24 protein-coding genes are annotated in these 24,624 nt (G+C 63.5%); 1 reads left to right on the forward strand and 23 read right to left on the reverse strand.

What is annotated here, in order from left to right; translation table 11 throughout:
- Positions 1-50: 50 nt before the first annotated feature.
- From AB0947_RS21250 to AB0947_RS21300, 11 genes are all read right to left on the reverse strand, one after another.
- The gene (locus AB0947_RS21250) at positions 51-299 is read right to left on the reverse strand and encodes a SpdD protein (RefSeq protein WP_366751893.1); all 249 of its coding nucleotides are present in this window, start codon (positions 297-299) and stop codon (positions 51-53) included.
- A gap of 14 nt (positions 300-313) precedes the next feature.
- Complete coding sequence (locus tag AB0947_RS21255; RefSeq protein ID WP_366751894.1) at positions 314-508, reverse strand: hypothetical protein; 195 nt, start codon at positions 506-508, stop codon at positions 314-316.
- Positions 509-518: 10 nt separating this feature from the next.
- Positions 519-710, reverse strand: a complete 192-nt coding sequence (locus AB0947_RS21260; protein ID WP_366751895.1) for a mobile element transfer protein — start codon at positions 708-710, stop codon at positions 519-521.
- Entirely contained in the window at positions 710-910 is a 201-nt protein-coding gene (locus AB0947_RS21265) for a hypothetical protein (protein WP_366751896.1), read from the reverse strand. The genes AB0947_RS21260 and AB0947_RS21265 overlap by 1 nt, the downstream gene beginning before the upstream one ends.
- A gap of 18 nt (positions 911-928) precedes the next feature.
- A complete protein-coding gene (locus AB0947_RS21270) occupies positions 929-1,558 on the reverse strand; it encodes a DUF2637 domain-containing protein (RefSeq protein ID WP_366751897.1) in 630 nt (209 codons plus the stop codon).
- Positions 1,558-1,764 carry a hypothetical protein gene (locus AB0947_RS21275; protein ID WP_366751898.1) on the reverse strand — a complete coding sequence of 69 codons (207 nt, stop codon included), beginning with the start codon at positions 1,762-1,764 and terminating at the stop codon, positions 1,558-1,560. Before AB0947_RS21275 ends, AB0947_RS21270 begins: the two co-directional genes overlap by 1 nt.
- Positions 1,765-1,846: 82 nt before the next feature.
- Positions 1,847-3,226 (reverse strand): FtsK/SpoIIIE domain-containing protein, encoded by a 1,380-nt coding sequence (locus AB0947_RS21280; protein WP_366751899.1) that lies wholly within the window; start codon positions 3,224-3,226, stop codon positions 1,847-1,849.
- Between the two features lie 5 nt (positions 3,227-3,231).
- Positions 3,232-3,582, reverse strand: coding sequence for a hypothetical protein (locus AB0947_RS21285; RefSeq protein ID WP_366751900.1), 351 nt, complete (start codon positions 3,580-3,582; stop codon positions 3,232-3,234).
- Between the two features lie 126 nt (positions 3,583-3,708).
- Positions 3,709-4,437 carry a GntR family transcriptional regulator gene (locus AB0947_RS21290; protein WP_366751901.1) on the reverse strand — a complete coding sequence of 243 codons (729 nt, stop codon included), beginning with the start codon at positions 4,435-4,437 and terminating at the stop codon, positions 3,709-3,711.
- Between the two features lie 92 nt (positions 4,438-4,529).
- Complete coding sequence (locus AB0947_RS21295; RefSeq protein WP_366751903.1) at positions 4,530-4,967, reverse strand: ATP-binding protein; 438 nt, start codon at positions 4,965-4,967, stop codon at positions 4,530-4,532.
- Between the two features lie 276 nt (positions 4,968-5,243).
- A complete protein-coding gene (locus AB0947_RS21300; protein ID WP_366751904.1) occupies positions 5,244-5,984 on the reverse strand; it encodes a GntR family transcriptional regulator in 741 nt (246 codons plus the stop codon).
- Positions 5,985-6,065: 81 nt separating this feature from the next.
- On the opposite strand from AB0947_RS21300, the gene AB0947_RS21305 reads away from it, so the two are divergent.
- A complete protein-coding gene (locus AB0947_RS21305; protein ID WP_366751905.1) occupies positions 6,066-7,160 on the forward strand; it encodes a DUF1152 domain-containing protein in 1,095 nt (364 codons plus the stop codon).
- Between the two features lie 1,034 nt (positions 7,161-8,194).
- On the opposite strand, the gene AB0947_RS21310 is transcribed toward AB0947_RS21305, so the two are convergent.
- From AB0947_RS21310 to dndB, 12 genes are all read right to left on the reverse strand, one after another.
- Positions 8,195-9,142, reverse strand: coding sequence for an HNH endonuclease signature motif containing protein (locus AB0947_RS21310; protein WP_366751906.1), 948 nt, complete (start codon positions 9,140-9,142; stop codon positions 8,195-8,197).
- 3 nt (positions 9,143-9,145) lie between these two features.
- On the reverse strand, positions 9,146-10,054 hold the full coding sequence (locus tag AB0947_RS21315) for a hypothetical protein (RefSeq protein ID WP_366751907.1): 909 nt from the start codon (positions 10,052-10,054) through the stop codon (positions 9,146-9,148).
- Positions 10,055-10,183: 129 nt separating this feature from the next.
- Positions 10,184-10,846 carry a hypothetical protein gene (locus AB0947_RS21320; RefSeq protein WP_366751908.1) on the reverse strand — a complete coding sequence of 221 codons (663 nt, stop codon included), beginning with the start codon at positions 10,844-10,846 and terminating at the stop codon, positions 10,184-10,186.
- A gap of 291 nt (positions 10,847-11,137) precedes the next feature.
- On the reverse strand, positions 11,138-11,608 hold the full coding sequence (locus AB0947_RS21325; protein WP_366751909.1) for a DNA phosphorothioation-associated protein 4: 471 nt from the start codon (positions 11,606-11,608) through the stop codon (positions 11,138-11,140).
- Positions 11,608-13,662, reverse strand: a complete 2,055-nt coding sequence (locus AB0947_RS21330; protein ID WP_366751910.1) for an AAA family ATPase — start codon at positions 13,660-13,662, stop codon at positions 11,608-11,610. Before AB0947_RS21330 ends, AB0947_RS21325 begins: the two co-directional genes overlap by 1 nt.
- A complete protein-coding gene (locus tag AB0947_RS21335; protein ID WP_366751911.1) occupies positions 13,659-13,823 on the reverse strand; it encodes a hypothetical protein in 165 nt (54 codons plus the stop codon). The genes AB0947_RS21330 and AB0947_RS21335 overlap by 4 nt, the downstream gene beginning before the upstream one ends.
- 27 nt (positions 13,824-13,850) lie before the next feature.
- Entirely contained in the window at positions 13,851-15,995 is a 2,145-nt protein-coding gene (locus tag AB0947_RS21340; protein WP_366751912.1) for a DNA phosphorothioation system restriction enzyme, read from the reverse strand.
- On the reverse strand, positions 15,995-17,902 hold the full coding sequence (locus AB0947_RS21345) for a histone-like nucleoid-structuring protein Lsr2 (protein WP_366751913.1): 1,908 nt from the start codon (positions 17,900-17,902) through the stop codon (positions 15,995-15,997). The genes AB0947_RS21340 and AB0947_RS21345 overlap by 1 nt, the downstream gene beginning before the upstream one ends.
- Before the next feature lie 1,471 nt (positions 17,903-19,373).
- Positions 19,374-19,754 carry a DNA sulfur modification protein DndE gene (dndE, locus tag AB0947_RS21350; RefSeq protein WP_366751914.1) on the reverse strand — a complete coding sequence of 127 codons (381 nt, stop codon included), beginning with the start codon at positions 19,752-19,754 and terminating at the stop codon, positions 19,374-19,376.
- On the reverse strand, positions 19,744-21,771 hold the full coding sequence (gene dndD / locus AB0947_RS21355; protein WP_366751915.1) for a DNA sulfur modification protein DndD: 2,028 nt from the start codon (positions 21,769-21,771) through the stop codon (positions 19,744-19,746). The genes dndE and dndD overlap by 11 nt, the downstream gene beginning before the upstream one ends.
- A complete protein-coding gene (gene dndC, locus AB0947_RS21360) occupies positions 21,758-23,338 on the reverse strand; it encodes a DNA phosphorothioation system sulfurtransferase DndC (RefSeq protein ID WP_366751916.1) in 1,581 nt (526 codons plus the stop codon). Before dndC ends, dndD begins: the two co-directional genes overlap by 14 nt.
- Positions 23,335-24,474, reverse strand: a complete 1,140-nt coding sequence (gene dndB, locus AB0947_RS21365; RefSeq protein WP_366751917.1) for a DNA sulfur modification protein DndB — start codon at positions 24,472-24,474, stop codon at positions 23,335-23,337. The genes dndC and dndB overlap by 4 nt, the downstream gene beginning before the upstream one ends.
- Positions 24,475-24,624 lie beyond the last annotated feature (150 nt).

The following is a 24,624-nucleotide window of genomic DNA, read 5'->3' on the forward strand; positions in this document are numbered from 1 at the left end:
GCCCCGGGGCGGCGGGATGCTTGGCGGCTTGTTGCCGCCCCGGCGGCCGGTCAGCGCTTGTGCGCGCCGTTGACGAGGGAGCGCAGCACCACGGCGGCGATGGACACGGACACGGCCGAGACGGCCACCGCCGCCAGGAGCGCGGTGAGCACGACGCCGACAACGGCCACCGCGGCGACCGCGCCCACCCAGGGGACGGGGGTGCGGCCGGCCGAGGGCGCCGGGGCGTGGGTGTGCTGGGGGCTGACGGTGTTCGACGTGGGCAGGGTCGGAACGTCGGGCAGCTTGGGGCGGAGCACGGCGTATCTCCTTGTCAGTGGTGAGTGCCGTTGACGACGTCGACGCCGGAGCGGGTGCCGGAGTCGATGGCCGGGGCGAGGAAGGTCCGGGAGAGCAGGAAGCCGAACAGCGCGATCACGACGACGATCCAGAGGCGGACGCCGAGGAACTTGATCGCGCCCCAGGCGATGAGGCCCAGGACCAGGACGAGCGGCAGCGAGACGGTCACGGAAGCTCCCTCAGCGGACGCGACAGCGGTGGGTACGGGCGGCGAGTTCAGCGGCGCTGCGGCTGTCGTAGTCGGAGGAGAAGCCACAGCGCGGGGCGGTGCAGGCCGCGGTGTGCTTCTCGCGGCCCCGGCCGTCGTAGTACGTGGCGACCTGCACGGGGCCGATGCGGACGACGCGGCGAAAGCGCGGGTTCGCGGGCATCAGGGCAGCTCCTTGACGTTCTGGTGGTTCTCGCCGGTGAAGTCGGCGACGTGGTCGAGCAGCCACCGCCGGATCTCCTCGCCCTCGTACTCGTCCGCGGTGAGGATCACGGGTTCGGCGATGAGCATGGCTTCGGTGAGGCGGTTCTGACGGGTCAGCTCGGCGGCGCGGTTGAGCGTGCGGAGCGTGGACGGACGCACGGTGGGATGTCCTCCGGGTCAGGTGAGGTGGTGGGTGGTGATGGCTTCGGCGAGCGGCAGCGGGACGCCGAGGCGGGCCCGCAAGGTCGAGGTGTCGATGGCTGTTCCGGTCCGGGCCCGGTGTTCGTCGGCCACCTTGCGAGCGAGAGCGACGAGTGCAGGGGGAACGGGCGCAGGAGCAGGGACGGGGACGGAGGCCGGGGGCAACTCGGGAGCCGGATCCGAAGCCTCGGGATCGCCGTTGTCCGCCGGGACCGGTTCCCGTGACGGCTCGGGTGCCTGTGTGCGTGAGCCGTGAGCGAGCAGGGTTCCGCCAAGGAAGGCGACCGCGGGCCATCCGGCGACGAGGATGCGCAGCCAGGTCGGTACGTCGTCCAGGTCGAGGAGGCCGGCGGTCGCGACGTTCGCGCCGAGGGAGGCAATCAGGGCGATGACGAACCAGCACCAGGCGGCCGACTTCGATCCGCCGTTGCGGAGTCGGTGCCAGGCGGCGACGAGGAGCAGGTCGACGGAGACGGGGTAGGCCCACGCCTTCCACCCGGACTGTCCCGCAGCGGCGGCGAGGTCGTGCAGGTGGGCGAAGGACAGGGCCCCGGCGATGACGGCTTGGACCAGGACCGCGTCCACGCGGAGAGCGGGCCGAGCCATCAGGACGACTCGCTGGGGTAGTTCGGGCCGCCGTCGGGGTCATAGCCGAGCGGGAAGACGCCAGGCGGCGGCTCCGGAAGGGACACGGCCAGGGACGGAGCCACGGCTTCGACGAACTCCTCGTCGACACCCGACGTTTCGGCGTAGAGGGCGAGTTGGCCCAGTAAGAAGACGGTCCGGGTGAAGTCCTCGCAGTCGGGACACATGGCGGTGCTTCCTTCCGTTGGGCATGACGGGGTAAGGACTTGACGCGTGACGGCCGCGCCGGCCGTGGAGGTGGAAGTGTGGTTACTCGGTGACCGGATGAGGGCAACTCGGCGATTCGGCGGACTTCCCCAGTTGCACGGGCGGTGAGGAGGGCCGGAAGGGCGAGAGGGCCGGTACGTCGGGGGCGCAGTGTGCTGCAGCGCGGCAGGTGGCCGCAGCGTCGGCGAGGGAAAGGTTCGGGGTGCGGATGCGGGACCAGCCGCCTGAGGTGTCGCCGACGACGGCCAGGCCGGGCCGCTCGGAGGCGATCGAGCACGCGGCCCAGACGGCTTCCGGCGCGATGTCCCCGAGCGCCATCTTGGCCGACGCCTCATCATTGACCCGGTGGCAGACGCGGCCGGTGAGCTGTGCGCGGAGCATGGTCGCGCCCTTGCCCAGCTCGGCGCCGAAGCGCTGTCCGCAGACCTCCAGGTAGATGCCGGCCGCGCGGCCGAGTTGGGCGAGACGGATGAGGTGGGTCACCATCTCGTCGCGCCGTTCCTCTTCCTTCCGCGTGGCGACGAGGAAGAGTTCTGCCACCTCGTCGACGAACAGCACGATGGGCGCCGGACGGTCGGTGTCTGGCAGTCCCCAGATGTCGGAGGTGATCAGTTCGTCCGGGGTGCCCGGGGCGATGCCCTGCCGGGCCTTGATCAGGTCGTATCGTTCCTCCATTTCCTTCACGAGCACCGGCAGCAGCTCGGCCGCCTGGTCAGGGTCGGTCGCCAGCGCCGACAGTCGGGCGGCGAACGGCGCCAGTTCGACACCGCGCTTGCAGTCGATGCCGACCAGGACGACCGGCTGAGTGGCCAGTCCGGCGAGCAGGTTCCGCAGGTACATGGACTTGCCCGAGAGCGTGGCGCCGAGGACCAGTTCATGCGGTACGGCGCGGTAGTCACGGACGTACGGAGTCGCGTCCTCCCGCAGGGCCACCGGCACTTGGAGCAGTCCTGGGCCCGTACGGCCGCGGGGCATCCGCACCTTCCGGAGGACGTCGAAGCCGACGAGCCGCAGTTCGACGACTCCGGGCTTGATGTCCCGGACGTGCACGGCGTGGACGCCCCAGGCGTGCCGAAGCCGTTCGGCCGAGGCCGCCACGTCCGCCGGCTCCTGTCCGGGAGCCAGGCGCAGTCGCATGCGCAGGCCGGTCGATGTGGGCCGGATGAGCCCCCGGCGGGGCGGGACCGGCCGGACCTCCCGCCGGGTGGTGGCCCGGACGGCCAGGGCCCGCCACCGCGGCGGCTCGACGGTCAGGCCGCAGGCATTCATGGTCGAGGAGTACGAGGCCAGCAGGCGGGCCACCGACAGCGGCAGCCCGACCGTGGACCAGTACGCCGCAGGGTGAGCGTGCCGGACGTAGGCCGCACCGCCTATCGCGGCGAGCGACCCACCCAGCTCGGCCACCGTCACCACGTCCGTCACGACGATCAGCCCGCCTGAGCCATCGGGAAGGCACCGGGGGCAACGGCAGTGGCCCGGTAGGCGATGCCGTGCCGCTGCTGCCCGTTGAACACGCTTTCCCAGGGCCGGGCCACCAACCCCGCCAGGGCGACCGGAGCGCCGACGGTCAGCCCCTCCGACACCCCGCTTGCGGGGATGGTGACCTGGATCAGCGACGACTCGCCCTCGTCGATGTAGACGACGCCGACGGTCATCAGGGCCTCACCACTAACGGCGTCCTTGGCGATTTCACCGGTCTGCCGGTCACGCACCTTCGGTGCCGGCGCTTCGGTCAGCAGGATCGTTGCGGTCGAGGCGTCAACGCGGATCACACGCACAGAGGTGTCTCCTTCTGAGTCGGTCAACTGCCACCTGACAAGTTGACTTAGCAAGCTCGAAGTTAGGGATGCCAAGTTGACTTGTCAAGCTGATTGTGAGGGCGAATTGAGGGGACGTCAGGCAGCTCAGTTCAAGCGGTAGGTGTCTTCCAGTTCCTGCCCATCGGCAGGCAGGAGCACGTCAGAGACCTGCAGCGCCTGGCCGGAGGCATCGCAGGCGATGACAAGGACGCTCAGGACGGGGACGCCGTCCGGGAGTCCCAGCAACTCAGCTTCGGCAGCGTCGGGCAGCCGGGCGGACACCCGCTCCGTGACATGGTCGAAGCGAACCTTCTTACGCGTCTCCAGGTGCTCCCGCACGCCGGACGCCAACGTGTCACCGCTGGCCAGATCGGTCCCGTCGACCAGGCCGGCGGGGAAATACGACGAGACCAGCTCGACCGCTTCGCCGCCCTCTTCGACCAGGAGCCGACGACGGAGCACCTTGGCACTCTTGGGCAGCCCAAGAGCCGAGGCCACACGCGGCGGGACTGCCACTTCCCCGACGTCGACCAGGCGCCCATGGGTCTGCGACTCGTCGCGTGTCAGGGCGTCGAGACCGCGCCGATCCTTACTCTCGACGACCGCGGGACGTCCGCGCACGATCGTCCCGTACCCCTGCCGGGACTCCAGCCAGCCGTCCCGCTTCAGCAGCTCCAGCGCTCGCACGACCGTGGGACGAGACATCCCGAACGCCTGCACCAACTGATTCTCACTGGGAACCCGTGTGCCAGGCGCGTACGTGCCGTCCTCGATACGACGTTGGATCGTCTGCGCGAGGCGCACGTACTTGGGTGCCTCCACTTCATACGCCATGAACGCCGCCGCCTGTCGAAATTGGCCAAGTCAACCAGTCAACCAGACTAGCGACTATGCCCGTGCGGCAGTAGAAGTGGGGCAGGTCTGGCTCATGAGGGCCAGGCATCGGCCATCACGAAGGAGACGACCGTTCCTCCGAAGCGGCTCGGTCCGGAGTGCCAGGACTCGGCGATGGAGTCGACCAGGAGCAGGCCGCGCCCGTGCGCGTCGTCCGCGTCCGGCCGGCGGAGACGCACATTCGCCGGGAATCCGGGGTTGTGCACCTCCACCCGCAGCGAGGCCCCCTGCCGGAACCACTCCACACGTACGAGCCACTCCTCGTCCGACCGTCCGTAGCGGATCGCGTTGGTCACCAGCTCCGAGATCATCAGCGTGCAGTCGTCCACCGAGCAGAGCGGGTTGTACGGGGCGATGAACTTGCGGAACCAGCGCCGAGCCCTGGGTACGGACTCCGGAGTCGGCTGCAAGGTCATCGCCCCCAGCCGCGGCGAGTCCTCGCAGGGATAGCGGTCGATCATGTAGGTCATCCGCGCTCACTCCTTGCCGCTACCATCGCAGTCGAGGCAGCGCCGCTTCGATGTGGCACGAGTCCGGTCATCGGCCGTGGCCACAGCCACCGCCGTGCGTGAACCGACGCGTTTCCAGCCGCGCCCCCGGCATCCCCGGCAAGCTAAGCGCGTGCCCTGATCGGGCCGCCGACTCGTCACGCCGTGCCCCCTTCTCGTAAGTGGCCTTAGCCACTTACTGGATGGCGGCATTAGCCACTTTGGCCGCGCAAGCCGTTCGCGCGAAGTGACCTGCAATCAGGTGAGGGGGTAGCCCTGCTCGAACGCCCAGCGGCGCGGCGGATAGGTGGCCTCGGCGAACTCCAGCGGCCGGTCCTGGAGGTCATAGACCACGTGGTGGACGACCAACACGGCCGAACTAGCGTCCAGTTGTAGGTCCGATGCCTCCTCGTCGGTGGCACTCCGAGCGCACATACGGTCCTCGGCGTAACTGCCCTTGCGCCCTGTCATCGTCTCGACGTACATCAGCGTCCCCTCCTGGATGCGCTCAGGCTCCATGAGCTTGGGCGCACGCTGACCGACGTCAGGCGCGAACCAGGAAGTGGACAGGGTGATCGGACCGTCCTGGTTGTTGGTCACTCGTCGGCGGTGCACTGCCCGACGGTCCTTCGTCAGCCCCAGGGCCTCGGCGACGTGATCGGGCGCGTCCATCCAGCCGGCGGACGTGATGACCGCGTACTCGCCGGGGGTGTAGATCTTCCCGGTCTGGCGAGCACGGCCGTACAACTCTCGCGCCCGCCGGTTCACTTCGAGACTGCGTACGTAAGTACCCGAACCCTGGCGCTTCTCGACAAGCCCCTGATGGCTCAACGCCTCCAGCGACCGAGCCGCGGTGGGCCGGGACACCTTCCAGTCGGCAGCCAGCTGCCGTTCCGAGGGAACCTCGTCCCCTGCCCGTAGGTCGCCTCGAAGGATCTGATCGCGAATGTAGTGGGCGATCTGGAGATACTTCGGTTGAGCCTCCTCGATCTGCGGCATGTGCCCTCCTCGTCCAAGTGGCTATGGCCTCTGGCCACTATAGGGTGAGTGGCTAGGCCCTCAACCCGTAATGTTGAGCACATGACGCGGTTGATCGTCGCAGCAGGAGGAGGTGGCGACGCAGTCGCCGCCGCAATGCTTCACGCCGCCCTGTACGGCGACGACGACCAGGCGGTGATCCTCACCTACGCCTGGGACCGTCTCCTGATCGACCCGATCCCGGGCCCGCGAGGAGCGGACAACTTCACGGGGCTCGAGCCGGTCACTCGCTCCGTCTGGTCGGTGCCGGCCACGGCCGAGCCGATCGCACCGGCAGGCTCCACACTCCCCCGACTCGCGGCGGAGCTCCCGCACAACATCGCCCTGCTCGACCCGCACCATGGCGCCGAGGGCGTCACACGCCAGCTCGAAGAGCTGATCGACCACCTGGTCCCCGTCTCGATCGATCTGCTGGACGTGGGCGGCGACATCCTCGCCCAGGGCGACGAGCCCACCCTCAAGAGCCCGCTCGCCGACGCCCTCACCCTCGCTGCGTGCTGCCAGGTCAACGCCCCGATTCGCTTGCTGGTCGCAGGCCCGGGACTGGATGGGGAAGTCTCACCCGACGACTTGCGCCCCCTTTTCGGCCCCCTCGTCCACAGCTTCACAGCACAGGACGTGGAGTCGGTCGGCAGCGTCCTGGAGTGGCACCCCTCAGAGGCCACAGCGATGCTCGCGGCGACGGCCCGAGGAGCCCGCGGCATCTGCGAGATCCGGCACGCCGGTTTCGCCGTACCCCTCACCAACGAGGGGCCTACTGTTCACGAAGTCGACTTGGACGAAGCCATCAGCCGCAACACCCTGGCTCGCGCCATCATGACGACGGCCACCCTGGACGAGGCCGAGGCGTACAGCCGCGAGATCTGTGGCTTCTCAGAAATCGACTACGAGCGCAACAAGGCGGCATGGCTCACCGACCAACCACCGACGAAGCTCGACCCTGACGACGTACTGTCCCGGCTCGACCAGTTCCAGCGTGAGGCCCAAGCCCGCGGAGTCACCCACACGACCTTCCGCCACATCACCGAAGCCCTGAACCTCAGCGGCTCTCACCGCAGCGAGCTGCGCCAACTCCTCATCAGCAGCCGCCCAGATCAGTACGCGGCGCCCTTGTGGGGCATCCCTGCCGACGACTGAGTTACAACCTTCTTTACGGGTTCAAGGCGGCTCGCTCCGCTCCCCGCGCGCAGGCCCGGCCCCCGGCCGGGCCTGCGCTCCTGTCTCCGCCCCGCTCCAGCCCGGCCGGCGCCCGGGCCGCGCGCACAGCAATCAGCCGCGTGACATCAGAGAAGGGGTACTTCCTGGCTGGGACGGTCGGCTCCACAGCTTACGGAGCCACTTTTGCGCGAGCCTCGGAGATCACGGCCCTAACGTCGTGCTTTACCGGGCAGGTCCACTACCTGCACGACGTGCCCCAACCTTACGGGCCGTGATCACTCACCCCAAAGCAGCTCCGTAAGTTGTTCGGTGGCCCTGGAGGGCCGGATGCCAGACGTGACTTTGCAGCACCTTGCCGACCATGGCTTGGCCGGAATGGCCGACCCATCATTCGGGGCGCCCTGGTCGCTGACTGACATACCCTGAAAGTATCGCTGTTTACGGAGCTGGCGACGGGGTGTCCCGCGGCGACGGCGGGAATTCACGCCGCACCGGAAGTACTACCTAAAGAACGTGGCGACCTGCACGCACGTCGAGGGCGTCACCGTCCTCGCACGACGCCTCACCAGCGTGTTGTGGGCCCTCCTGCGCAACGGCCGAGCCTTCGCTCCTCTCCGCCCATCGCACAGCCAACTTGACTCAGCCCGAGACCACAAAGCTAGCAGCCCGATTGAGGACAGTGGGGCTGCAGCGAGACACACGCACACCTGATCGGTCGGCGTACCCGCCGCCGTGGTTGACTTTCGTTGGCTGAGGCACAGACGGGCTCTGGGACCAGATGCCGCCCCCACTGGTGGAAGGCCAGCCACAGCATTGACTCGGTCGTTGCATCACCAACCAAACCCGCTCCGTCGACCTCGCGTGGCCAAGATTCGTAAGCTGAATCGCGACGTGGCTCGGCACCGTTCAATTCTTTTCTCGTCAGATGCTGCGCCGTTCATTAGCCCTGTATACGATGCTCGCGTGCCTGCGGAGCTTGCGACGCACCATGGTCTCCACGCAGGGGTGACTTACTATTTCCGCCCCGGTAGCAATCTTGGGCTGACGAGGCGATGTCCAGCCCACGGATCGTGTTCTCGGCAGACCACCATAAGGTTGGTGGGTGTTAGGGCACCTGCGATATTGCGTGGAGCGGCGAAGAGTTCGTGGCCGGTCAGCCGTGCACCACAACCTACTGGAGCTTCGCAGCGTGCCCGTGTAGCAACTACACGCAGTGTCCAGAAAGGTTGAGGGACCGATATAACCCCGAGTGACGGATGATCGATCACGCCGATCGACCACGCTTTGGCGTCGTAGACGCTCCACAAACTGCTCTTAACATTGTTGCACCAGCCGCACGCTAGCTTGAGATTGTCCTCATCTGTGGTCCCGCCCTCGGCTACCGGGATGACGTGGTCCAATTCGACTCTAAGGTGTCTGGATTTAACACCACGCGGCCGCGTGAAGTCGACTAGTTTGTGCGGTTCGACCTGGTCTTTCGTTCGACGCAGGAAAAGATCTCGTGCTTGCGGGCAAAACTTGTATCCGCACAAGTAACAACGTTGCACGGGATCGTTCTTGAACCAAACAGCATTGCGCAAAGCGTCATCAATACGCTCGCGACCCGCACCTCTCCTTGCTTTGATATCACGCCACGCGAAAGATGTGAGCCGGCGAGCTATCTGGTTAAGTTCATCCCGTGGAGCCTGCGGGTCCATTTCCTGCAAGCGTTGCGATATTTCACGAAACAGATACCCAATGTTTTGTGTGTTGCGAGCATATCTTCCGAGATCGACGAGCCCTTCTATAAACCAGCGGCCGACTGTCATCGAGTAGTCAGCGCGCAGAATCCATTCGTTCTTTCCCAGGAGCCCCGAAGGGGCGTTCAGTTCGGCGACTTCCCTGAGGTGGCTCTCCGACCACCTGCTACTGAGCGCCCCGTCTAGCGTCCTGTAGAAATTTTCGATCGGTTGAGTATCCATCGGCTACGGCTTAAACTTCCTAGGAAGACCATTGGCCGGAACTTTTCGATACTCATGCCAGTTTTGAGACCAGAGTTTCTTCACGATTACTTGGTCTTTTTTGACTTTTTCGAGACGCCAGTCGCGAGCGAAGTAGGAGCGGCTTACACGGCCGTCCTTCAGCCACTGCTGCAAGGTGCGATCGAATTCATCCATGGTCTCCAGGGCTTCACCTTGAGTATAAATAAAGTCGAAATAGTCGCACGCAAGGATAGTAAGCGAGATTTTGTTAAAGAGGTTACTGGCCGTGGTGCTCCCCCACGCATTGTAGGTGTCCAGATCCTGCATGTCCCCAAAATAGTCACGCACGTGGGTGTAGAAACGAACAAAAATCTCTCTCCAGGGTCCATCTGGGCGTGACCAGTCGGCCAATTTCTCGTCCAGTGTGTCTCCCGAGGCCAGTCCGCAGTTAGGGAAGTACTCCAACCGCCAAGCACGAGCGTAGTCCGTCCTTTCATGGTAGGGACGGCCGCCCTGCAGTTTGCGGAAAATAGTGACCAGGCTTTGCAACACGCTCCACTTGAGTAGGTCCGGCCGGTCCCCGCCGACACCGGTCTGTACAAGCCCGCAAAACGGACTGTCCTCGGCACGAGTTAGATAAGCAATGGCCTGGGAGTCCTCGAGTCGGATCCCTGCTCCCTTGAGTCGCTCCCGGACTGATTGCAACTCTTCCCGACCGAGACTAGTCGAGATGATCGTTCCCAGCAGGGCCGGCCCCATGAGTACTGCTTTCTGGTTGACGACCACGAACTGAAACACATGCTCGCTTGGACTGCTGTCCATGAGAAGTGAGATGGGAAGGTGGCGACTCCTTTCCAGCAGCACCTGCCTCACCGCCTCGTCAGGATCCAGACCCGCTTCGACCGATTCCATAACCGCTTCCTCGGCCGCCGGGGTCTCCGCCAGTTGTTGAGCAGACAGGACGGCTCCTCTGAGCCTGTGTTGCCCATCGACGAGGACGACGGGCTTAAGATATCCCAACAGCGCAGCCTTACTGAAGCCCTAATTCTCATCGGCATCGTCAACCCCTAGATGCTGCAGAACACGCATCCGCGCCTTAAGCTCTACGTAGAAGTCGACTAGATGCGTTTCTTCGGCGAGCAATGCCGCGTTTACATCACCGCCTTCATTGTCCGCAATTATCTCGTTCATATCGTCGCTAGACACGTCTTCCGACTGTTCGTCATCTGCGACAGTCGACGGCTCTGCTCGCTGAGATTCCCGCTCGAGCAGCAGAGCCACTTTTTCCTCGTCAACGAGGGTTTCATTGAGTGCGCTGACACGCTCTTCAAGTTTTTTAGTCAGTCTCTGCAGCAAGTTAAGGAGTGTGACTTTCGAGTAGTCTTCGTACTCGATCTCGAGCTGTCCAAAAGGGGAGCCCGGGGTCTTCTCTTTAAAATTCACCTTCGTTTCATCTTGCAAGGCTCCAAGCAGCGGATTTTGAGCTACGTTACGGTCATTAAAAAACGTTGCTAGTTCTCGGACCCGACTAGCGTCCTGTTCACGTTGGAATCCTGCGGTCTCCTCTCCGGCGAGGCGTCGCCGTTCGGGAACACCTGACCACTTCTCGATCTCCACGGCGGGAGCAGAGAAGAGAATCAGTGGCTTACTGTCTGAAGTCTGAAATGTACGAAAAGCGTCGTACGAACGACGAATCGTCACCACGGTGTTTTCCTCCCCCTTGCAGATCAGCAGCTGTAAAACGCTAAGTGCATCACCTGGAAGCGAGGTTCGCTTCCAGCTACTTGATAGCAGTCCCTGGTGATGCGGCTTGTGCTAGAGCGGCTGTCGACCATATGTGTTCCGTTCCCTGACGGAACGTCATTCTATCCGTACAGCAATCCCGCCGGAACTCCCTCAACACAGGGTTCAGGGAAATTTGGCATAGGTAGGACTCGGCTGGTGGACAAGCCCGGCACAGCAGCTGCAGCGCTGTGCCGGGCGCCTATGTGGCTGTTACCAGTCCAGGTCTACGGCTTGCATCAGCTCGGAGGAGACGTCGTTTTGCCGCTCGTCGGGCGCGGTGAGCGCAGCCATGACCAGGCTGCTGATGACGGAAACGTAGTCGTGCCCACCACTGGCGTTGATCTCGCCTTGGATATAGTTCAGCCCGCCGTTGGCATACTCTTCGAAGATCTTGACCCGATCTGGCTGGCGCTCGTCGGCGAGGATCTTCGGGTCGTCCGGTTCCTCGGCCACTGCGATCATGTCTATGAGTACATCGCCGTATTGGCGGCCTTCGATCAGCGCCAGGCGGATGGGCTCGCCAGCTTTGTCGAAGGGCTTGCGCTTCTCCTTGTTGCGACCCAGCACAGCGGCGAACATGAGCACGTCCACCATTGCGTTAAAGGGGCCTTCTTTGCCGGCCAGTGCCGAGATGAGCTCCTCGTGGGCAGCTGGCCTGCGGAAGCGGTCTTCGAATGCCATCAGAAGGCTACCTCTTCCAAGACAGTGTGCTCGAATTCGCCGTGCGTGACGTAGGGGACGGCCCGGTTGTTGATTTCGATGGTCTCTTGCGCGGCATCGGTGTTGGGGGTCACTGTGCGCAGAACATACATGCGGGTGGCCGCTCCTTGGAGGTTATCCATAACTTTGCCGCTTGCCTGGGAGTTCGACAGGAGTGTGACGATCTGAGACGTGAGCTTCGGCAGTGCTCGGGAAATTTCTTCCTGGTAGGTGAAGTCCAGGCTGCCGAAGGGGGCATCCATGACGACCGGGTAGATGCCTCCCTCGCCGATGATGTCTTTTCTGTCTTTGGCCCTGCGTTGATGGATCTTCTTGGCGATCTCCGAGACAGCACCGACAAAGGACAGGCCTAGGACCTGGTTTTCGCCCGTGCTGCGGATAGCGATGCCCGCGGGCGACTTCAGCAACAGCTCGAACGAGTCGGTCAGTTCAGGCTCGTAGGACTTGATGAAGATCCGTGAGAAGACCTCCTTGAGCTTCGCATCGAGCTGTTCGCGAACTTCTTCGGTCTTAAGTTCCAGTGCCTCGCGGAAGGTGTCCAGCACCTCGTTGACAAGATTGACCTGCCGCTGCACCTTGCGAGACGCCTCGTCCGCCGCCTGCGCGGACCTAAAGAGCCGCTTCAGCTTCTCGATTTCGGCTTCGAACTCAACCCGGCGCTCTTCCAACCTCCGGTGCTCAGCGAGCCCATCGATCCGCTTTTCGTCGTACTCCTTGCGCCGTTGTTCAAGACGCTGTACGTCTTCGATATTCACGCCCTGAAGTTGGCGGTCGATCTCACTCTTCTCTTCCTCCAGGCGCTTGATCTCCTCCTGGCACTTTTCAATCTCGAATGTTGCCTGCTTCAGGTCATCGAGAAGCTTTTGGCGTGCCTCGCTCAGGTGCTTCATCTGTCCACTGACATACATCCACCGGGCTTCCACATCAGCGAGACCGGCGTTGTAACGGCGTTTGTCCAGCTCTCGATATGCCGCGCTCCCCTGTGGGACGGGGGTGCCGCACATGCACGTCCCTTCGTCGAGGAGACCGTCGATAAAGTCGCGTTGGATGCCGGCGGGTAGTTGGCGGCGCTCCCGCATGGCTTCTGCTAGCCCAATGACGGTTTCGTCGACGTGCGAGGTGAAGGCGAGGAAACCTGCCTTTGAAAGAACTTCCCGTTTGCGCGCATATCGGTCCTGCAGCTGCCCGCCCATTTCGTTGATTTTCCATTCGAGCTTCTTGCGGGCATTTTGCAGAGGTTTGGACTCCGAGTGGCTGCGCAGCGCGCGTTCCATCTCTCGAACTTCGCTCTCGTAGCTGCTGATATCAGCGGAGACTTTCCTTGCGCGGCGGCCAGCATCATCGCGCTGCTGCTCGAGGCTTTCCTGTTGATCACGCAGCTGCTGGAGGCGCTTGTCGCCACCCTTGTCGATCTCCTTGGCGAGGCGTCGTGCAGCTGCGGGGAGGTGCTCGGTGATCGCCCGCTCCATCGGTTCAATATCCATCATCGTCTTGATGGCGCGTTTGACCTCGTCGTTGTTTTCTTCACCGATGAACATCTTCTCCATGCGCTCACCGTTGAAGAAGAAGAAGCGGCGCAGCCCTTCGGGGAGAATTTTTTCGATGCGGTCTTGGCCGTTGGGAACGGGTTTGCTCTCACCGTTTTTGATCTCGTTCAAGGTGAGCTTGGGCGGTACGAGGGTTTGTTCGTCAGCATTCTTGATGGTGGCCACTTCGCGCAGAGCGGTGAAAATCACTCCTGCGTGTTCGAATTTCAATTCCACCGATGCGCTGACAGGAGTGCCGTGCTGTGTCTCCGCCCATTTTTGGTCGTGGATGACCCGGTGCTGCTGCTCGACGTCGGCGGAAAACTTGCCATACAACGCCCAGCCGAAGGCGTTGAGGAGGGTAGTCTTTCCCGCACCGTTGTTACCGAATATCAGCACCGCCGGCTTACTGTCGTCGACGGCCAAATTCAGCGTCTGACGGCCATAGAACGCGCGCCAGTTATCCAGCGTCAGCCTCAGGAGCTTCACTTGATCAGTCCCTTCACGGCCGCCACAATTTCGGTGACCACGGTGGTGGAACTTCTAATGTGCAAGTTTTCACGCTCCAATTCCATGACGCGCTTCGCGAGTTTGACTCCCTGGGGCGACAGCTGATTCAACGCGTCCTGCGCAGTTTTCTTATCGTTCACGGCTACTCCCTTGGGTGATGCTGTGGATCAAATATCGAGCAGGCCATAACGCAGGCGTAGCGGACGAAGCATGTCGAGGGTTTCGGCCTCGTTGTCCGCTAGTTGTGCAAACTCCGTCACCCGGGCCAGCTCGCGGGCCACCATGCCGCGCTCGGTGCGGTCCTGCAGGTCCGGCATGTTGGCTGGGGGGACCACGATGAAGTCAACGATGTCGGCCATGGTCTTGCCTGGTGCCTGTCGCAGCACTCGGCCGCGGCGTTGGATGAACTGCCGGGGGTTGGAGGAGCTGGCCAGCAGGTATGCGGTGCGGGCGGCGGGCACGTCGACGCCTTCGTCCAGGCAGCGCATGGAGGCGATGACTTGCAGCTTGCGGTCGGCGAACCGCTGCAGAACCTCGCGACGTACGGGTCGTTTGGTCTCGGCGGTGTAGCGAGCGGCGGGCATCTGCAGCTGGTTGCCGACGAGGTCCAGTACTTGATCAATCTGCGCTGGTTCTGTCGCGGCACCGTCTTCGTAGGACAGGGGGTGGTGCCCCTCTGCGCAGTACAGCAGCTGATACCACTCCTCGCTGCGCCGGCTGATCTGCCGTCGCAGTGCCGGGAGTTTTGCGCGGGCGTGGCCGAGTAGGTTGGCCCGTTTGCGCAGCAAGTGGCCTAGGGGGCTGTTGTCGTCGGCTTGTTCGGAGAACTGCTGCATCGCAAACAGCTTGCCGATCTTTTCGGTGATCTCTACGTAGAGGTCGGTCTCGTCGGCCTCCAGTTCCACGATCACGGGCTTATAGGTGTAGCGGCACAGTGCGCCCGCTTTGATGGCGTCGCCGAGGCCAAGCTCGAAGACCACCGGACCGAAGTAATCGGTGAGTGCGGCGGTGCCTTCGTCGTCGAACCAGCGTTCCGGGGTGGCCGACAGTCCGAGGCGAAACCGTGCGCTGTCGGGCAGCTTGGAGCGGATGCGTCGGGCGCCAAGGTTGTGTGCCTCGTCGGCGATGAGGAGGAGCTGGCCGCGGTAGCGCTGGAGGATGCTTTGAAAGGCGGTCTCGCCGAAAGTCTTGTTCGTGGTGATGATGACGCCGCCACGGGTGGTGTGCAGCGCCAGCGCATCCAGCATTTGGGAGGCGTGAGGGAACCATGAAGCGGTCGACTCGTAGGCCCGCAGTGGGTGCACCCCGAACCACGTGATGTCTTTCGCCCACTGGTCGACCAGGTGCTGGTAGGGGGCGATCACGACGGTGAGCAGTGGTTCGCCGGCCCTGTGGAGCATCTTGGTCACCTGGGCGGCGGCGGACAGGGCGGTGAGGGTCTTGCCGGTGCCGGTCGCCATGCGCAGGATGCCGCGGCCCTGCTGGGCGAACCACTGGGTGACGGCCCTCTTTTGGTAGTCGCGCACTTGCAGCTGCGGAGGGATAGTCAGCATGCCGGTGCTGTCTTCGCGGGTGATAGTGATCGGTGCGCCGGACGGGGGGATTGCTGCGTCGTCGTTGGGGTCGGCTGCAGCACGGCTGCTGCGCTCGATGATCTGCTTGGCAGCGTCGGTGAAGGGCATGACACGCAGCAGGGGGGTCTTGTCATGCCACAGGTCGTCGAAGTCTTTGCTGATACGCAAAGCCCGTTCGCGGTCTCGGTCGTCCCAGCTGCGGAAGACCTCGATGGATTCGAAGTTGCCCACCAGGCCCGACAGCGTCTCATTTGCGCTGCCCTTAAACGCGACGAGGTCGTAGTCGTCTCGGAAGACGCCGATCTTTTCGTGATACATGCCGACCCGGTTGCCGGCCGTGACGTAGGCGAGCTTCATGTCCAGGTGCCCCTCGGCGATGAGCTCGCCGAGCTTGCCCAGTCCGCGCACCGCCCTGACGTCTTCCGCCGCACGCTCCAGGTCGCGAAGGGCGGCCTTCTCCATGACGGCGCGGAGCTCGTAGCCCGCTTCTATCTCAGCGATGTCTTCGGCAAGGAGATAAGGCGAGGCCACGATGCGCATTTTCCCGGCGCGCTGGGTGAATTCTTCTAGGCCCTCGCCGATGACAGCCAGGACAGAGGCGGTGAAGTAGCCGACAGCGCGGTCATAGGCGGTCGATGCCCGCAGGGCCGGCACATAGAAGTTATCGACAACGCTGCCGCGGTCGCTACGGTACTCTCCCCCAAGATCAGCTTCTCGGAGAGCTTTGAGTGCGTGCACTAGAAGTCCAATCCGAGATCCCGGGCGAGCTGAACACCCACGGCTTCATCAGTGGGCTTGTCGGTCTGATGCGTGTGTCGTTGTTCCCTCTCGCTCTCAAGGTCGGCGAGCCGTCGCACTCGTCCCCCGCGTACAGTGAAGGGCGGGGTGGACATTGCCTGCCGCACCGTTGATTCCTTAATCGAGAAGGCTTGTGTCAGCAGCTTCACCAGCTGATCGCTTTCTATGCTGCCGCCTGCCTTACCGACTTCCTCGTCTACCAATGCGGGCACACTGGTGTAGGGGCGCAATTGCCATTCTGCGAGCGCCCAGGAGTCGATATCGCTGCGTGTGAAACGTAGGTCAGCGGCAAGCTGTACCTTCAAGGACCGCTCATTTACGGCGTCGCCCATACGTGAGATGAGTTCGCCGGTCGATAGCGGATGGTCCGCTACCTGGAGTACCTCCCAAGCGCGCTGCTTAAGCGTTTTCCGTGCGGGGGCACTGTCGCCAACCTGCGGGACCTCTTCCGTGCCCACGATCCATCCATTTTCACCCAGCGTGGCGTTGAGGATGCGGCTGACAATATTCTGTGCCTGCGGCGGTAGCTCTTCTACGAATCGCAAGAGGAAGCCGAATGTCACGCCCTGCTCGTCGGGGTTCATCAGAGCTGCAAGCGTCGTGAATTCCTCGGCAAGCGCGTTATTTGTTGAACCGGAGGGATCATTACCACGGGTGAGAGACAGTGGTGGCGTCTCTTGCGAGGATGCAGCAGGCGACATGTCGCCGAGTGCCGCGGCATAGGCTTCTTGAACAGCGCGCGAAATACGTCCGCGCTCTCCTATGGCAAAGCCGTTGCTGCGTGCCCATGCTCGAATAGCGACGGCATCTGCCTGCGCTGGGATGCCGCCAACCGAAGAAGGCGACTTCGACTCCCCGGCGTGATCGTGCGTGCCGGGCTGTGATGCTCCGTCGAGATTCTTCGCAGTTGGGGGCTGATCTCCTATCGCCGACTGGGCATCCTGTCGCGGAAGATCACAGGGCTCGGGTGCGATGGACGCGCTGCCGAAGTGCAGCTGACCGGAGTGGGAAGATATTTCGCAAAATGCGAGCCAGGCATCAATGTATGCTGCAACCCATCCCTGTTGACTCAATATCCTCCGGGCAACGGAGAGCGACATCACCTCATCTTTTTCAAAATCAAGGAGGTTTAGTGTCTTTTTCACCTGCTCACGCACAGTGGGGCGGCATATCCATTTTTCTTGCACTTCGGCGTGGCGCAGGGAGGAGAGTAGCGATATGAAACTCACGTCACTGTCCGGCAAGAAGTCGCCCAGCCACGGACGGCGCTGCTGAAGCTGCACAACAGGTGTCGGCGTACAGGTGACATGGTCGAAATCTGACACGGCTGCCCGCAAAGCGTCGGATATTGCCATGGCAGCGTCGAGGCGGCTGGGTAGCTTGTCACAGAGTTCTTGCAAGCGCTCCAACGGTATGCGGTGCTGCGTTGCCAGCGTGGACAATTCTTGGGGCTCTGCGGCACATCGGTGCAGGAGCAAGATATTTTGCTCTTCGCTGTCCAGCTCACTGAACCACCGTGTTACTGCTACGGCATGTGACCTCTCGTCCGGCAGGGCGACCACACGCATCACAGCGCACAGTAGGGTGGCTACCTCAGCCTGCGTCAGGGGAAGGTGCAAACTGAGATCATGCGGTGTCTTGCTCCGCAAATCACTCAGTGTGAAAATCCCGAACTCCGCCAATGTTGCGACGTTTCCCATATCGAGGTCTTCGATGACAGTGGTGGCAGGCAAAGCCGGAAAGAGCGTGTTGCAGTCTTCGTTCACGAGGTTCCCGCTAGACAATAGGATGCCCCCGAGCAGGTCAAAGACTTCTTCCATGGAAGCCCGTCTCATCGCCGTCTGCATCGGACTTTCCTTACCCCACCACTGAGCGGGTCCCCCGAGTCGTTGGAGGTCGATAAGGTCTGAGGCACCAAGATATTCGATCCACGGGAAGACATCAATCCACGTGTCAACACGCTGCGACGACTCAGCTGGAAATGCCGCCACTTTACGCTCCCACCATGCTTACGTCACTGCCGTATCGGATGCGCAATTCACCTGTGCGACCGGTCAGCGGGCCGACAATCCGGCTTTCAATTTTGATGACTTCGCGATATTTCTCGCAGGAAGAGATCGCTCTTGTGCCTCGCATGCGGTAAATCCCCCCGACCGCCGATAGTCCGTTACATCGCCGAGCCCCTTAACGGGGCAGGAGCCGGATCCCGTCGGCCCGGATATGCTGGATGGATTGTCGCCTCCTTCGGGGCAACGGCGAGAATGCGATGGCAGTAGACCGTGCTTGCCGCACCGCACCAGCATGCGCAGGCCATGTTCGGGGCTGGGGCTGGGCCTGGGCAGCCGGGCCGCTGCACACGCGGAGGTCGGACCGCACTCGCGAGGCAGCGAACAATCTGAGGGCACACTGCTGGCCGACCGGTGCCGCCCCTACGGCGCTGCCTTCATCACCGGGTACATGGTGTGCGGAAGACGGCAAGCACGCCCCCTCGGCGGCTCGACCCGCCCGCGTGCGGCGCCGAAGGTCTTGCAGCATGGAGTCCTGCCCTTTCGCGCGTGCCAATCACCGAAGGCGACGCACCGTCGCGGTGCGACGAGCCAGTGCGAGCAACGTCACGCTCTGCCCCGCACTTTGCGTCTCGGCAAGCGGAAGGTGGCGGTGGGGCGTCCACTTTCCGCCCGGCATCGTAGCGGAACGTACTGGTGGGCGTCTCTCTTCGATATATCACGATTCAACCACTATCCCCATCAGAGGCTGAACCGGGAGATACTGCGCACCGGGCGCTGGGGAGTGCGAAGAGCGCCGCTGGGGGTTCCCCCTCGATGAGATCCCTCCCTAAGGGGGTACCGGCATGTTCTCTCTGGGGGTTGCCGCCGCTCCCACCACATGGGGGGCTCCTGTATCCCAATAGGTGGCGCGGAACGGAGGGTGATGTGCGCACAGGCCTCGCTGCCTGCGCGGAGTCGACGTCGCACTGTGAGGCCGAAAAGGAGCTAAGCGCCCGCAATCTCCGCTTCGCCATGGGGTTGCTGCGCCCGGCAGCTCACGCAGTCGCCGAAGCTTGCACGTCCTGGTGGCGTCGCCGCCCTGTCCTTGGCTCAGGCAACGTCTCCCTCAGCGGTGACTGCGCTGGCGAGGGATGGTGCTGACGTTGTAGGAAAATTGCGGTGCGTCGAGCATGAAGCTGTCGGGCATGCGAGGGGTCGCATGCCCGACAGCATGGGGCGTAGGGGCCTGTGTTCTCTTTGAGGGTGGATTTGTGTGCCAGGGCGGGGCGGATTGTGCGCCCTGGCAGGCGCGAGGGCGGGTGTTGGCGCGTCAGGCGGGCACGACGGCGCCAATCATTCCTTCGATGGTGGCCATCGCCTTGTCCGCGCCCAGATATCCGATGCCGCGGTGCAGGTGCACGGTCAGCATGCGAGCGACGTTCTCATCGGAGACTTCCTGCCCAATCGCCGCGCAGCGCTGCTTGAGCAGGGCCAGATAGACATCACCATGCTGGCCGGCGAAGGTCTTCCAGGTCATCTCCACGTTGGAGTCGGTGACGATGTCCTTGACCAGCGGAGTCGAGGGGTCTTTGAGGGACAGCAGCAGCGCCCAGCGGCACAGTACGTTCCACTGGGTGATGCCGGTGGTGCGCTTGAGGTAGATCAGCCGGTCCTTGGCTGGCTGGGACAGGCGGACGTTGTCAACCGGCATGCTGTGCTCCTGCGTTCCACCAGTAGCCTTCAACGACAGCGGTGGTGAACTCGGTGTCGTCGTGGACGAGGGTGTAGGTCTGGGCGATGGACTTCTTCAAGCGGCCCAGCAGGTACTCGTCGATCTCCTCGTCGGTGGACAGCAGGAGGACCTGGTCGCTGGCGTTGGGGAAGTAGCGGTCGACGAGGTGCTCGCGGTGACGGCTGTCGAGGCGGCCCAGGGGGGTGTCGATAACGCTGGGCAGGCGGTTGCCGGCGACCCGCATCAGGCCCCACAGCAGGGAGACGGCCAGGAGCTGGCGCTCGCCGGCGCTCAGCCGCGCGGGGTCGATGGGCTCACCATCGGCATCAGCGAGGGTGAGGGTGAACTTATCGGTGTCGATGCGCAGGTCGTGCACGAGTCCTTGCTTGCGCATGAGGACCTTGAAGCTCTGCAGGACGGCCACTTCGAGTCGGCTGATGTGCCGCTTGAGGAGGGCCGAGCCGAAGCGGTCGAGAGTGTCGCGGGCCTTTTCAGAGTATTTGATGATCCGCTCGACTTCTTCTGCTTTGACCTTGGTGCGGACGAACTCCTTGTGGGCCCGTTCGAGCAGGGTGGTGACGTGCTCGCGGCGTCGCTTGAGGTCCTCCAGCTTGGCCGTGGCGCGGTCGCAGGCGGCTTGGCTACGGGCGACTTCCACGATCTGCTCGTCCCGAGCGACTTGCAGGGCTTCGACCTTGTCCTGGGCGGGGACGCCGGCGAGCTGTCGGTCCAGTTGGTCGAGTTGTTCTGTCAGTTCTGCGGCGCTGTGCAGTAGTTGCTGTGAGCGCTCCTGGTCCCGCTGCAGGAGTTCATTCAAGACGGTGAGCTGGGCCAGTGCGTCGTGCGGCAAGCGTAGGTCCACCGGCAGCTGCGTCTTGCCGGCACGCTCGGCGCGGTCGGCGTCCAGTTGCTTGAGCACATCGGCACGGACGGTGTCGGGCACCAGATCCAGCAACCACTGGTCACGCGCTTCGAGTACCTCCAGAACCTGCGCCGATTGCTGGGCTTCCTGCTCCCTTTCGGCCTGCCGGCGCACGTCCTGCAGGAGCGGTTGGGCCATCAGCAAGGGCAGCGGGCCCGCGGCGAGCTGGATCAGCTCGCCGCGCACCTGGGCCAGGCGGGCGGCGGTCTGCTTCTTGTCGTTCTCCAGCTCGATGCGCCTAGTGAACAGATCGCCGCCCTCGTCGGCGAACGCCTTCTCCAGGCTGTCCAGCTTGCGCTGCGCCTTACCGAGCTCGGTGCGGGAGTGGGCGAGTTCCTGATGGGCGATGTCGTACTGGGAGAGCACCGCTTCGCGTTCGGCTTCCTGGGCGCGGATGTTGTCCAGCAGGTGCTGTTCCTCGTCGGACAGCTTCTGGCGACGCTGCAGGGCCAGCAGGTCGTTGCGCAGCTGCTGGACGGTGCTCACGCCCAGGAGAGAGTGGACAGCGGACTCGATGACAGAGGCGGCCCGTTCTGGGTCGGCCAGTGATTCGATCTTCTCACCGTCGAAGAAGGCCAGGGAGGCGATCTCCAGGGGGAGGAGGGATTCGACGTGGTCGGCCCAGCCCTCACTCAACAGCCGATTGAACTTACCCTCGGGCGTGACGCTGTGTTGCGTCTTTGCGCGTGCGCCGTAGGTGTCGTCGACGTAGACGTTGAGGAATTCCTTGAGGGTCTTGCCGCTGATGTGCCAGCTGCGGACGACTCGGTAGTAGTGCTCGTGCCCGCCGGTCATGACGGTGAACTCGAGAGTGATGGCAGAGCCGCGGGTGGGGTCGGCCTTGCGGTTGATGCTCTCACGCAGGTAGGCGTCGTAAGCCTTGGTGCCGCGGCCGCTGCAGCGGGCGCGGTTGCCATAGAGCGCCAGCTGGATGGCGTCGAGCAGGGTCGTCTTGCCGCACCCGTTCAACCCGCCGATCAGGATGATCGGCTTGTTCTTTTTGGGGGTGAGATCAAGAGACTGCTTGCCGCGGTAGGCCCCGAATTCTTCGAGGGTGATCTTACGCAGGAGCATCGAGTTCGTTTTCGTCGTCGAAGGTCAGGTTCTCGGCGATGTCGTCACGCCACTTTTTCTTGCGCGTTGCGAATTCCACGGCGTCTTCGTGGTTGTCGTAGTAGCCCTTTTGCACGGCTTGCTCAAGGGCCTGGAAGAGGCCGGACCGGCGAGCCATGGTGCGGTACTTCCGCTCGACGGCAAGGAGTTCGCGGACCATGTTGTAGTGCAGGTCGTCGCCGTCGCAGACCTGCTTGAGGACATCCATCTCGTCGGAGCCCATGACAAGCTGCTCATCCAGCGGGCCGCCCGGGAACGGCTCGCCGGTGGCGTCCTGATAGATCTGCGGCAGGCTGTCCTCGACCTCATGCTTGTCGAACACCCAGATCCGGCGGATCTCATGGAGTTCCTCAAGCGTGATGAGTTCGATGTTCTGCACGTGCTCGGGGGCGTGGGCACGGATCCATGTTTGCGCCTGGAGCAGCTCCTTGAGCCACTCTTCGCGGTAGGACTGCAGATAGGGGCCGTGGATGGCGCCGTCGTTGAACAGCATCACCTTGCCGTTCATCCGGCGGAAGTCACGGGCCGGCTTGTCGGGGCGCGGGAAGGGTGCCTTGCGACCGGGCGGGAGGTCGGGGTCGCCCTCCTGGTAGTGGCCGAAGGGGGCATCGAGCTTGTTGCGCAGATCCAGCAGGGGGAGCATCCACTCCTTCTCCTCGTCATTCTGGATCATGGCGGACATGGACTTGTCCTGCTCGACGAGGGTGCAGGTCCAGCAGCCGAAGCGGCTGGAGCCGCAGGAGGGGGTGGTGGAGTCGACCACGAGGGGGCATTCGCCGTCCCCGGAGGCGCCCTGGTACATGGTGAGCAGGTCCTGATTGTTGTAGCCCCAGGGGTTGGGCTTCTGCATCAGGAACTCCCACACATCGTCGTTGGTCCAGTCCTCAACGGGGCTGTAGACGAGGGAGTTGGGCAGGTTGGCGTTGGGTGAGAGGCGGTCGCGCACGCGTCGCTTCTCGTGCTTTTCCATGGCGCGGGCGCGGGCTTGGCTTTCTGCCTTGCGAATGCCCAGGACCATGATCGCTTCGCCGTGGGCAGCGACCACGCTGCGGATGAAGCTGTTCGACGGCTTGATCTTCAGTCGTTCGGTGCACCAGCGGAACTTCGGGCGTGGCGCAGGATAGCCGCGGCCGATGAGGTTCACCCAGAAGGTGTCCTTTATCTCCGGCGTGAGGCGGTGTGGTTCGATCGGCAGGCTCTGTGCCTGTGCCGCGTCCTGCATGGTGCCCAGGGAGGCGGAGACCCAGGCGGCGACGACTGGGTTCTCCACGAGGGTGTCGGTGGAGATGACGTGCACGGCCTTGGTGCGCTGCTCGGCGGGCAGGTCCGCGAGGGCCATCCACACCAGCTGCAGGACGGCGGTGGAGTCCTTGCCTCCGCTGTAGCCGATAACCCAGGGCACCTGGTCGGCAGTGTAGAGCTCGCGGATCTCCTCGGTGAGCTCGGTGACGACCTCGTCCAGCGAACGCCCGTTGAAGGGCTTGCGGCGTACGGGGGTGAGCCCGAGATTGAGGGGGATGGTGGTCATGCCTCGCCTCGCAGGTATGCGTCTTCCACGCGTTGTTCTTCCGGGCTCAGCTCCAGGCCCAGATGCTTACGCAGGTAATTCACGGTAAGTGTCACGTTTTGGTGGCTTTTGGAAACGCGACCACCGACGATGGCGCGCCCCTCCCAATCGGCGTTGGCCCGGCTCCAGTCCACGTGCTTTAGCGGAGCCAAACGCTTCTTCCACGCGGTCGCCTTGGTGGACTCCCGCAGGAGCGAGTTGCCGATACGGCCCAGCGCATGCAGGGCGATGCCGTGGCTGTGAATGAAGTCTCGGCGCATCTCTTGCGCGGAGAGTTGCTTGTCACGCACCATCGCCCATTCTGGCAGCGCCGCGTCCATGGCCTCCCAGAACGACTGCGCCAGCCCAGTCGCCTCGTCCTGCTTCAGCTCGAGGCCCTGGAGCAGGGCTTGGTTGCCGAAGTACAAGGCACTGAGGGTGAACAGCTTGCGGGAGCGGGCGGACAGGGTGCTTTTTTCCATCTCCACAAAGCCCTTGAAGATGGCCGAGCGTTCGGTGAGGGTCCGGGTGATCTGTGCGTTGACGTCCCGGTGGTCGTACAGGACGCCGATGGAGCGCGCTGGACGGACGGCGTGCCGGTTGAGGTCGGCGAACATCTGCTGAGAGCGCGCAAGTCCCGTGTCGTGGAAGAAGACCACGGCGATGGTCTCGTCCCCCAGGTCGGGGTTTTCCTTCAACGCCAGCTCGATGGCGGCGCGGCGGTGCTGCCCGTCGTTGATGAGGAAGCGTGCGTCCATGGGGATGCGCAGCTGCCCGGTACGGTGCGCGGCTCCTTCGGCTCCCTGGCTATCGAAGACCATGTCTCCGTCCACGGAGGCGGTGAGGGCACTGAAGACGTAGTCCTCGGGGTTGTCCAGGATGTAGCGGGCGAGCGCCGGCAGGCGTCCCTTGTTCAGGACGCGCTGGGCTCTCAGCTCGGCGGAGAGATCATCTTCGTCGAAGAGGAAGATCTTCGGGATGAGCCGCAGTGGGCACATCGACGCATAGAACTCCCGCCCCGCCTGCACCCCGCGGATCGCAGGAAAGGTGTACTCAAAGCCATCAGACGCTCGCGAGACAGCCCGCCCCGCAGCTTTGCTCGCCGCTTCAGTCTGCACCCGTGCACTCTAGCGTGCGCGTACGTGTCCTGAGAAACGTACGTCGCTTTCGTCTCGACGTACTCAGGTGCACAGAATGACGTACCACTCCTTCGACCATGCGTCTGCAGTCGGCGAAGCGACACAGGCACAAGCACCGCGAGGACGATG

The organism is Streptomyces sp. NPDC047841, assembly GCF_040704085.1.
Classification (GTDB): Bacteria; Actinomycetota; Actinomycetes; order Streptomycetales; family Streptomycetaceae; genus Streptomyces; species Streptomyces argyrophylli.